Here is an 11257-nt window from a genome sequence, read left to right as displayed (position 1 = left end):
AATTGAAAATATAAGAAATCATGAAATTGATAAAAAACAATATAATTTTACTGGTACTGCTAGGGCTGTTGCAAGCTTGTGACAAACAGGATTTTGTAGATATTAACAAAAATCCTGATGCCTTGGATAAGGTTCCGCCTCAAAATCAGTTTTTAAATGCAACAATATCCATGAACAGTACTGATTTTGACGCATTCTACGAATATTATCAGAAGACTATGCCGTGGATGCAGTACACGACAGGTCTGAATGGAAATCAGGGCCCGTTCACTCAGAACTGGGACAATTTCACTCAGAGATATGGCCGCCTGTATGACGGTGTTGGTAATACGCTTTATGATGTGGAACAACTGGTTAACAAACTGGATGAGGCAGAACAGCCAAAATATGTGAATATGGTTCAGATTTCACATATTTTAAAGGCCTACTATGCATTTTATGTATCTGATATTTATGGTAGTATTGCATATTCCGATGCATTTCAGGGGCGCTACGGCGGAACCTTGCAGCCTAAATATGATACCCAACAGGCGTTATTCGCACAGCTTGACAGTGAACTTAAAACGGCAATAGCTACCCTTAAAACTGCGCCATCAATTACGCAGGTTGAATTAGGAAACTATGATCAATATTATAATGGTGCTGCTCAGCAGTGGGTTAAAGCTGCAAATGCACTGAGACTAAGAATGGCTATGCGTGTAGCAAAAGCAGATGCTGCTGCCGGAAATGCAATTATTACAGAAGTTCTTGCTTCTCCTGCAACAGATTTTATGAGCTCTAATGCAGATGGATGGGTTTTTAAGGCTAAAGCATCATTTACAGGTACAGGTGACGGTGGTAACCGTAATCCTAGTACGTTACGTGCAGCGAAGCCTATGGTTGATTTTATGTGGACAACCAAGGATCCTCGCATAGATGCTTTCTTTACACCTAATGGATATTCACAAGCTAATATTGATCTTCTCATTGCTGCCAAATTGTTGCCGGCCGGTACTAAGCAACCGGAAAGAAGGTATATTGGTAGTTTTACTAATCCCGAAGATGCAAAACTTACATCGATTATTAGCCATTATTATACAGTAAAGAGGGTAACTATTGGAACCACCGAAGTACAGGTTGATACACTTTCATTTCTTCAGCCAAGGCTGTTTAGTGCGGGTTACAGTGATCCAAGCGGTAAAGATGGTACTGGGTTATCTTATCTTCCTGTAATTACTTATGCTGAATTTTGTTTTATGCGTGCTGAGCTGGCATTGAAAGGGATGGGAACCGGAACGGCAAAAGACTGGTATGAAGCAGGTGTAAAAAGCTCTATTGCTTGGTATGATGAAGTAGGGACGGGATCTCAGTTGCTAAACTACACAGCAGTAACAGCCGCTGAAATTACTGCCTATCTTACTCAGCCGGGTGTTGCTTATGATGCAGCAAAAGGGTTAGACCAGATAACCAGCCAAAGTTATTTGAATTTCATGAAGCAGGCTCCTGAAGGCTGGGCATTGTGGAAACGTACCGGATATCCAAATCCGACGTCTGTTGTACCTTTGCCACCGGTGAAAAACCTGGGTGTGGTATTAACAATACCAAGACGTGCTCCGCTTGGATTAATTAGTGACACAGATCCTAATGTAGCCAACAAAAAGGATGCATACTCAGCTATGGCAACCATACCTGGATTTGGTACTAATCCTGGTGACGCAACCGGTCGTGTATGGTGGGACAAACCTTAATTTAATTGATACTTGATTTGGTTAATATTAAAAGAGGCAGGCCGGTTGGGAGGGTACTGAAAAAGTCCTCTTGTATCTGAGTCAGAGAAAGGAGTAGGAAATTAAGTTTTTCTGCTCCTTTTTTGGTATCTTAAGGTGGATTTAGAAAGGGATTCAGATGTTAATTCACCAACAAAAAATTCAATTTACTGCGTTCGCCGGATTGTATGACCTGATCATTCCCAAGGACAATCTTCTTCGCAGGATTAATGAATTGATCGACTTTAGCTTCATTTATGATGAGCTTGCAGGTAAATATTGTTCTGATAACGGACGTGCAGCACAGAGCCCCGTACGGATGTTCAAATTCCTGTTGCTGAAGACAATCTACACCATTTCAGACGTAGATGTAGTCGAACGTTCCCGCTACGATATGTCCTTCAAGTATTTCCTTGGCATGGCCCCCGAGGATGAAGTCATCAATCCGAGCTCTTTGACAAAGTTTAGAAAATTGCGTTTGAAAGATGCCGACTTATTGAAGCTGTTGATAGGCAAAACAGTCTCCATAGCGATTGAAAAGGGTATTGTTTGCTCTCGATCCATTATCGTAGATGCTACCCATTCGCTTTCCAGATCTAATCCACATTCAGCCCTTAAGGTGCTTAGGGAGCATTCAAAGCTTTTACGCAAAGCCGTTTATGCTGTGGATGCTGACATTAAAGAGCGTATGCCTAAAAAGAATGATTCGGGCGAGCTCGAAAAGGAGCTTGCCTATTGTAATGAGCTTGCGAAGTGTATAGAATCGGATCAGACGTTGATCTATATCCCTGCGATCAAGGAAAAACTAAACCTGTTAAAGGAAACAATGGAGGATACTTTGGAGAACTATACGCTCTCCAAAGACAGCGATGCCAGGACGGGCCATAAATCGTCTGACAGCAAGTTCTTTGGCTACAAGACCCATATTGCCATGACAGAAGAACGTATTATTACCGCCGCAGTGGTCACCTCGGGAGAAAAGGGAGATGGTCCACAACTTCCTGAACTTTTGCAGATCAGCCAGGACAACGGCATTGAAGTAGACACGATCATCGGCGATTCAGCCTATTCGGGAAAGGATAATCTTCAACTAACCAGTGAGCAGGATATCAAGGTGGTTGCCAAGCTGAACCCTTCTATTACCCAAGGATCCAGAAAGAATGAAGACCGCTTCGATTACAACAAAGATGCGGACATGTTCGTATGCCCGGCCGGGCATCTGGCCATTCGAAAGGCACGTCAGGGAAGGAAGAATGTGGGGACAAATCAGACCTATACCTACTATTTCGATGTCGAGAAGTGTAAAATCTGTCCCTTAAGTGAGAACTGTTATAAGCGGGGGGCCAAAACGAAATCCTATTCAGTGAGCATAAAATCGGACTCGCACCTCCAACAGACAGCCTTTCAGGAAACTGACTATTACAAGCAGAAAATAAAACATCGGTATAAGATCGAAGCAAAAAACAGTGAATTAAAGAATGTCCATGGCTATGGCCGCGCAACATCTTATGGAATTGAAAATATGCAGATGCAGGGAGCATTAGCCATCTTCGCAGTAAATCTGAAAAGAATTATCAAACTTACCAACTAGGCTCGCAAAACTAAAGACAAACACTGATAAACCTAAATTCGAACATTTTGGGACGGTAGTCCATTTGCAGATCACATTTAAACAACAAAAGCGGTCAAGTAAATAAAATTTACCTGACCGCTCTGGGTAGTCCTATAATTGAGAAGCTTTTTCAGTGCCCTCCCGGTTGGCTTGCCTCTTTTTTGCTTCTTTATATTCCCAATAATTTTATTCTCAATCCAGATTAATCAAACATCCCACAGCCTCTGTCCGTCTGGTCATTACCGGGTTTCCGTTCAATGTTGCTTCAATGGCATCATGGAGATAGAACTCCGTAGGTTTTGGACGGTTCTTGCCTAAACCTGTGTACCAGTTATCAATTGCTCCCTGGTATACAATCATTCCGTTTCCATCAAGCAGCACTACTTCCGGCATTACCTTGGCATGGTACCGGCTTGCTGTCTTATGATCTTTATCAGGCGAACCAGGAAATAAAACGCCATATTTTTTAAGGAAGCTTTTTATCTCCTTGTCAGTTGCGGTATAAACAGGAAAAACGGACTCAAACTGAACATTTCTGGATTGATATTGTTCAGCCAGTTTTTTGAGTTCCGGCATATACGACTGTGATATCGGGCATTCGGTGTCAATAAACAGGATTACTTTTAAAGTTTTTTGCTGTGGTTTTGCGGTCTGCCCTGTTACTTTTATAGACAAAAGATTCAGGAAAAATATCAGATACAGTAATGTGAATACCTGGTTACATTGTGCTTTCATAAATGATTTTAAATAGGACAACCTTTTAGAAACAGTCGTCAGTACAGGCTAATTATATTCTTTAAGCAAATCTAAATAAAGGATATTACTGTAAAGTACGATGCAATACAAATATTTCGGTTAGGAGCATGAATTCCAAAATGAAATGATAACGCTTTTATTAATTTATAAGCCGTAATGGGAAGTTGATAAAGATATTATTAATAGAAGTAAATTAAGCGGTAATTTTCCTTTAAGTTCTTGAAATATAACTTTTTACTTATGAAAATTTACCTGGCTTTAATAAGAGTTGTTCTTTTCTGTGTCACGCTTACTCTGCTTGTTATTGGGGGACTTTTCATTATGCAAAATTGGGAGGGCGGAAAGTTGATGCTGGGTATTGGTGTGACATTATCAGCAATTATTCTGATTGATTTACTAAGAACAAAGAAGGTCTTTTAATTTAAATAAAGAATACATTTATCCGCCATTGTTTGGCAGAAACAGGCGGATAAATGTGCAATGAGATAATAGCAGGAAGAACAAAGGGATTAACGCGAGTGTGATTTTAATATCTTCTAACAATTATTTCATTTAACCTGATTTACTTTTTTAGTAAACTTTCCAAAGCTTTCTCCACTTTCTCATACTCAAAAGCGCTCAATTCCTTTTTCATCCGGTCCTGTATTTCTTTATTTTGCAGATTTCCGATGCTTCCTTCATGCGTATGTTTCAGTTCACGCGGTGCCTTGTAAGTTCCGTCACCAATTTCGGCCCCTACCTGCCGGTATGCATCGCGGAAAGGCACTCCATTGATCACAAGCTCGTTGACACGTTCTACGCTGAAAAGGAGGTCATATTTCGGATCAGCCAGTAAATTTTGTTTTACCTTGATATTTTCAAGCATGAATGTTGCAATATCCAGGCAATCCAGTATTTCATCAAATGCAGGCATCAATATTTCTTTCAAAAGCTGCATATCACGGTGATAACCCGACGGAAGATTGCTCAGCACCATTGTTACTTCCATCGGTAAAGCTTTCATCCGGTTGGTTTTGGCGCGAAGCAATTCAGCAACATCCGGGTTTTTCTTATGCGGCATAATGCTGCTTCCCGTCGTCAGATCGTCCGGTAAAACGATAAAGCTGAAATTCTGGCTGTTGTATAAACAAACATCCATTGCCATACGTGAAACCGTCGCTGCCAGTGAAGAAATGGCTGTCAGAGCTGCCTGTTCTGTGCGTCCCCTGCTCATCTGGGCATATACTACATTGTAATGCATGCCTTCAAAACCCAGCAGGTCAGTGGTCATTTTTCTGTTTAAAGGGAAAGATGAACCATATCCTGCACCGGAACCCAGCGGATTATGGTTGGCAAGCCTGTAAGCAGCATTTAGCTGGATAATATCATCAATCAGACCTTCTGCATAAGCCCCAAACCACAATCCGAATGAAGATGGCATGGCGATTTGCAAATGGGTATAACCTGGCAGCAGGTCATTTTTATGTGCTTCCGACTGTTTGATCAGTACATCAAAAAGTTTTTCTGTTGCCTGCACCACCTGGAACAAACGTGCACGGGTATACAACTTCATGTCGACAAGCACCTGGTCATTACGGGAACGGCCGCTATGGATTTTTTTGCCGGTATCGCCCAGCTTGCGTGTCAGCATAAGTTCAACCTGGGAATGGACATCTTCCACACCATCCTCTATAACAAATTCATTTTTTTCAACCTGGGCGTAAATAACTTTTAATTCAGCACGTAATGCAACCAGTTCGTCTTTGGTGAGTAATCCAATGGTTTCCAGCATCGTAGCATGTGCCAGGTTTCCCAATACATCATATTCTGCCAGATGCAGGTCCATTTCCCGGTCTCTTCCTACTGTAAAGCGTTCAATTTTTTCGGAAGTAACCGTATTTTCTTTTTGCCAGAGTTTCAAAATTTTTGGAGAATTTGGGGATGATTTAACCGGATTATTTTGGTCAGTTTGTTTTTGCGCATAAGTACAATGGCAAACTGTAATCAGTAACAAGGAGCTTGATAGTAGTAGAAATCGTAGAGAATTTTGCATCAGGGAGAGATTTGTATTGAAATTTTTTCACTCAATCTGCAAAATAGATTGCTCTAACAAGCTAATTATTTTTGATGAGCAAAACTAATCAGGATTTCGGAATTATCAGTGGAATATTTAAACGCAGAGTTCAGAGAGCGGCCCCTCTTCTGCGTTTATACATTATTAGTCAATTAACCTCTTAACCGCAACAAAGCGTTTTTTGTAATAATCCGCATTGAGCATATCATACCGGATCCCGCCTTTCCAGGCCGAATGTATAAACCGGACGTAAGATGGTGTTACTTCCGTAATAATCCCGACATGGCCAACGGTTGCGGTTTTTACACTATTTCCTTTGAAGAAAATCAGGTCACCGGGTTTTGCTTTGTCCAGCGAAACTGTGGTTCCCTTTTCAGCCTGTGCAGCACTCGAATGAGGTAAAGTAACATTCCATTTATCAAAACAATATCTTACAAAACCGGAGCAATCAAACCCCCTTTTTGAAGTTCCGCCGGAGCGGTATGGAATGTGTAAATGTTTGGTAGCGAATGAAACCAGTGATTCTATGTGATTGAGTGTATCAGCAGATGATTTTGTAGCATTTTTAGACTGGGCGTTCGTAGGGTTTATAACTGAAATTGTTAATACAAATGTGATAAACAGAATAGAACGTCTGGTCAATAAATGCATAAGTAATCGGGTTGGTCCGGAATATAAAAACTGCTGACAGGAGATTGTTTTGCAATTGTTTAAATCGCCTGTTATTTGTAAAGCTAAGAAGCATTTTTGATTAATTTTATTTTACTTTTAATTCATTTTTCATGCTTTTTGTCAAGGCGCTGATATTTAGTACGTAAACTGCTTTACATGAAACTTATTCTTTAATAAGGTGTACGTAGTTTATATTAGCTTCCTTACGCCCTACTTTTTCCTTACTTTTGTGCCTTCAAAATGGATTACTGAATTTTAATAATACTCCCGAATGAACACCACCGACCGTTATCTGCAGCGCGGCGTATCTGCATCGAAGGAAGATGTGCACAAGGCAATTGAAAATATTGACAAAGGATTATTTCCAAAAGCTTTCTGCAAAATTGTTCCGGATACACTGGCGGGAGATCCCGATTACTGCACGATTATGCATGCCGATGGTGCCGGAACCAAAACCTCGCTGGCTTATTTATACTGGAAGGAAACGGGCGATATTTCAGTTTGGAAAGGAATAGCCCAGGACGCCATTGTTATGAATACGGACGATCTGCTTTGCGTTGGGGCAACGGGTCCTATGTTGTATTCGTCTACAATTGACAGGAATAAAAACAGGATCCCCGGTGAAGTGATCGCTGAAATTATCAATGGTGCTGAGGAAGTCCTGGAAATGCTGCGCAGTTATGGTGTGGAAATTTACAGTACAGGTGGCGAAACTGCCGACGTGGGTGACCTGGTCAGGACAGTAACAGTGAACAGTACTGTCGTGGCACGTATGAAGAGAGCGCAGGTTGTGGACAATGCCAATATTAAAGCCGGGGATGTAATTGTAGGCCTGGCTTCTTCCGGACAAGCTACTTATGAAACTTCCTATAACGGCGGAATGGGCAGCAACGGACTGACTTCCGCACGTCATGATGTATTGGGGAAATATCTGGCAGCCAAATATGCTGAAAGTTTTGATCCGGAAATCAATGAAGATTTGATTTACTGCGGCACAAAAAAACTGACTGACCTGGTAGAAGGTACGCCTCTGAATGTCGGACAGCTTATTCTTTCACCAACACGCACATATGCGCCCGTTGCAAAGGCTTTACTGGACGAACTTCGTGAGGACATACATGGAATGGTACATTGCAGCGGTGGTGCGCAAACCAAAATTTTACATTTTGTAGATAATCTCCACATAATTAAAGACAATCTGCTTCCGGTACCACCCTTGTTTACGCTGATCCAGAACGAAAGTGGAACGAGCTGGCAGGAAATGTATAAAGTTTTCAATATGGGGCACCGGCTGGAAATTTACCTTTCGGAAACACATGCTGAACGTGTGATAGAAATATCGAAATCATTTGGAATAGAAGCACAAATCATTGGCAGGGTAGAAGCATCAGATGAAAAAAGCTGACCATCAAATCGGAGTTTGGTGAGTTTTTATACTCATAAAAATTTTCTTGTTATAAAGGCCTTTAAATCAACCGGTTTAAAGGCTTTTTTTGTTTTAAAGCATTTTGAAGAAGTGATCGGGGTTATCATTTTTTATCGTGTTTAGAAAAAACCGGTATTTTTTCTAAGGATATCTAAATCCCGTAATGTTTGGCAAGCCTATTGTAGTATTACTTTATTCTTAGGAAAACTTCAATACTTGAAATTATGGGAAATATTATCCAAAATAATGCTCACATCTTCCGGTGGTTGGTGGTGTTCATAAGTTATGTAATATTCGTTAATCCGGTTTATTCTCAGCCGACACTCACATTACAACCCGTTATCACGCAAAACCTGACATCTCCTATGCAGGTATTGCATGCCGGTGATGGTTCTAAGCGGATTTTTGTAGTAGAAAGAGCGGGAACCATAAAAGTTTTTGGTGGAGCCAGCTATAATCTTCTCGGAACATTTCTGGATTTACACACAAAGGTCGGGACGTTAAGTGAAGGCGGATTATTAAGTGTAGCTTTTCATCCTGATTATGGAAAAGCGGGTGACCCAAACGCAGGTGTTCTGTTTGTTTATTACACAAACCTGGCAACCCCTTTTGGCAACCTTGTTTTGGAAAAATACACCGTCGCTAATCCCTCAGGTAACGTTGCAACGGTTTCGGGTACACAAGTAATTCTTACAATACCGCATTCATCCCAGGGAAACCATAATGGAGGAGAAATGCATTTTGGTAATGACGGGCTTTTATATTTATCAGTTGGGGATGGCGGCGGTGCGGGAGACCCCAACAGGAATGCACAAAAAACGGGTCCGGCAACCACAGGAGACCTGACCTATTTATTGGGTAAAATGCTGCGCCTTGATGTAAACAATCCATCATCCGGGCGTAATTATTCTATTCCTGCACAAAACCCTTTTGCCAATGAGATATTTGACTACGGCCTGCGTAATCCATTCCGTTGGAGTTTTGATAAGCAAACGGGTGACATGTGGATAGGGGACGTAGGGCAAAATAACTGGGAAGAAATAGATTTCAGGGCAGCAAGTGCAAGTGGCGGTGTAAATTATGGCTGGAATTGTTTTGAAGGTCCTGCCACTTATTCCGGTAATGCTGGCTGTGGTACGGTAACAAATTACAGTCCTGCTTATTATTATGATGGACAGTCTGTAATTGGAGGCGTAGTATACCGGGGTTCAAGATATATTGATATGATGGGTTATTACGTCGGAGCTGATTTTTATACCGGCAACATGCATCTGATCAAACGGAATAATACAAACACAGAATGGATTACAACTGTCCAGTCAGGAACGCTTCCGGGCTCTGTTGCTAATATTTCGGACATTGGTGAGAATGAAGATGGAGAATTGTATGCCGTTTCGCTTACAGCCAATTCAGTTTATCACATACAGTCAAGCGGGCCGTTGCCTGTAAAACTGGTGAGTTTTGATGGCATAAAAACAACTGAAGGCACCAAACTTTTCTGGGAAACGTCTTCCGAAGAAAATTTCAGGGAGTTTGAAGTGGAATACAGTACAACTATGAATAATTTTATCAGTGCAGGAATTGTGCCTGCTCACAATTTTACAAACGGTTCCAAATACCAGTTTACACACACAGGCAGTTTTTTAGATAATGTTTATTACCGTTTAAAAATGACTGATGCTGACGGAAGTTTTGATTATTCCAGAATTATAGTTGTAAATAATGAAGAAGCTGTTTCAGGAATTTTCGTAAAACCTTCTCTCGTTAATTCAGGATCAATAAATTTGATTATCGAAGGTAATTATCAATCTCTTGAAGTGATCGGTACAAACGGTATTTTGCTTAGCAAGCAAGATATTTCAGGGAAGAGTGGTTCTCTTAATATTCCTGTAAATGCTGCACCTTCTGGGTATCTATCTTGTCAGGCTGATCAGCAATGAAAAAGTAAAACAACAAAAAGTATTGATTTTAAATTAAAAAGCACAACCCGTTACAAACGGATTGTGCTTTTTTACCAAAATTACTATTAGCGGTTTCTAACTATAGGCTGCAATTTTAGTTCACTATCATTAGATGGGGTATATCGTACAGGAGTGTACATTTTATAAGTACGGTTTTCCTTTAGATGCTGATCAGGATGATTTTCAGAAGCTCCCTGACCAATTGATTGCCCTATCAAATCTTTCAGGTTTTTAACAAGGCCGGATATCATTGACATGTTTTATGGTATTTAGATGTGTAATCGAAATAACTACGGTTCAAAGATAGCCATTTTGATTGGCTGTTTATGGACAGAACCACAGCTAATTGTTACATGATTCACACATTTTAAAGCAAAAGCAATTGCTTGTTTCCCAACTGTTTAAAATGTTTTAGTGTAAAACCAGTTACCTTCTTAAATTGATTGGACAAATGGGCAACACTGCTGTAATGCAGTTTGGAAGAAATTTCTTTGACCGTGAGCTGACTGTTGGCCAGTAATTCTTTAACACGTTCAATCTTATGCTGAATAATATAATGTTCAATGGTTATTCCCTGAATTCTGGAGAACAGATTGGCCATGTAGGTATAGTCATACATAAGCCGGCCGCTAAGATAATTCGAGAAATTAATTTTTAACGGCTTGTCTGTATCTCGAACCATTTCTATAATACTGTTCTTAATTTTTTCTATGAGCTGATTTTTTTTGTCTTCTATTAGTTCAAGCTCATTTTTATTCAAAAAATCTTTAAACAGATCAATCGCCGGTTTTGAAATATCTCCTGTCAGTTCTACTTCACCCGACATTACCTGCAAATGATCTAATTCAAGTCTGTTAAGCTCTTCTTCTACCATTAGTATGCTTTGCAAGCTTACCATATTCTTAATGTATAACTTCATTTAAAGACAGTTCTACTTTGTATAAAGATGTATTTGCTTCTGAACTAACTTTAAAGCTACTGATTTACAGATACAAAACATAATAAAATACTATCTGTTTACTCCTGAAAACT

The 11257-nt window shown here is 40.3% G+C and carries 9 protein-coding genes and 1 pseudogene; 5 read left to right on the top strand and 5 right to left on the bottom strand.

Features of this window, described 5'->3' with window-relative positions; all coding sequences use genetic code 11:
* Nucleotides 1–20: 20 nt before the first annotated feature.
* Nucleotides 21–1727 (top strand): SusD/RagB family nutrient-binding outer membrane lipoprotein, encoded by a 1707-nt coding sequence (locus tag KZC02_RS13935; protein WP_221394646.1) that lies wholly within the window; start codon nucleotides 21–23, stop codon nucleotides 1725–1727.
* A 157-nt stretch (nucleotides 1728–1884) separates the two neighbouring features.
* Nucleotides 1885–3336 (top strand): IS1182 family transposase, encoded by a 1452-nt coding sequence (locus KZC02_RS13930; protein ID WP_221390362.1) that lies wholly within the window; start codon nucleotides 1885–1887, stop codon nucleotides 3334–3336.
* 213 nt (nucleotides 3337–3549) lie between these two features.
* Here KZC02_RS13930 and KZC02_RS13925 read toward each other — a convergent pair whose 3' ends face one another.
* Nucleotides 3550–4092 (bottom strand): redoxin domain-containing protein, encoded by a 543-nt coding sequence (locus KZC02_RS13925; RefSeq protein ID WP_221394645.1) that lies wholly within the window; start codon nucleotides 4090–4092, stop codon nucleotides 3550–3552.
* Between the two features lie 261 nt (nucleotides 4093–4353).
* On the opposite strand from KZC02_RS13925, the gene KZC02_RS13920 reads away from it, so the two are divergent.
* Entirely contained in the window at nucleotides 4354–4533 is a 180-nt protein-coding gene (locus KZC02_RS13920; RefSeq protein ID WP_221394644.1) for a hypothetical protein, read from the top strand.
* Nucleotides 4534–4675: 142 nt separating this feature from the next.
* On the opposite strand, the gene argH is transcribed toward KZC02_RS13920, so the two are convergent.
* Both argH and KZC02_RS13910 read right to left on the bottom strand, forming a co-directional pair.
* A complete protein-coding gene (argH, locus tag KZC02_RS13915; RefSeq protein ID WP_221395052.1) occupies nucleotides 4676–6013 on the bottom strand; it encodes an argininosuccinate lyase in 1338 nt (445 codons plus the stop codon).
* 297 nt (nucleotides 6014–6310) lie between these two features.
* Entirely contained in the window at nucleotides 6311–6817 is a 507-nt protein-coding gene (locus tag KZC02_RS13910) for a C40 family peptidase (RefSeq protein WP_221394643.1), read from the bottom strand.
* 292 nt (nucleotides 6818–7109) lie between these two features.
* Between KZC02_RS13910 and KZC02_RS13905 the strand changes: the two are divergent.
* Nucleotides 7110–8281 (top strand): annotated as a pseudogene (locus tag KZC02_RS13905) (AIR synthase related protein).
* Between the two features lie 207 nt (nucleotides 8282–8488).
* Complete coding sequence (locus KZC02_RS13900; protein WP_221394641.1) at nucleotides 8489–10204, top strand: sorbosone dehydrogenase family protein; 1716 nt, start codon at nucleotides 8489–8491, stop codon at nucleotides 10202–10204.
* Nucleotides 10205–10290: 86 nt separating this feature from the next.
* On the opposite strand, the gene KZC02_RS13895 is transcribed toward KZC02_RS13900, so the two are convergent.
* Both KZC02_RS13895 and KZC02_RS13890 read right to left on the bottom strand, forming a co-directional pair.
* Complete coding sequence (locus tag KZC02_RS13895; protein ID WP_221394640.1) at nucleotides 10291–10482, bottom strand: hypothetical protein; 192 nt, start codon at nucleotides 10480–10482, stop codon at nucleotides 10291–10293.
* 110 nt (nucleotides 10483–10592) lie between these two features.
* Complete coding sequence (locus KZC02_RS13890) at nucleotides 10593–11144, bottom strand: AraC family transcriptional regulator (RefSeq protein WP_221394639.1); 552 nt, start codon at nucleotides 11142–11144, stop codon at nucleotides 10593–10595.
* Between the last annotated feature and the right edge of the window lie 113 nt (nucleotides 11145–11257).

The organism is Dyadobacter sp. NIV53, from assembly GCF_019711195.1.
Lineage (GTDB): Bacteria > Bacteroidota > Bacteroidia > Cytophagales > Spirosomataceae > Dyadobacter.
This window is presented reverse-complemented; position numbering and strand designations above follow the sequence as displayed.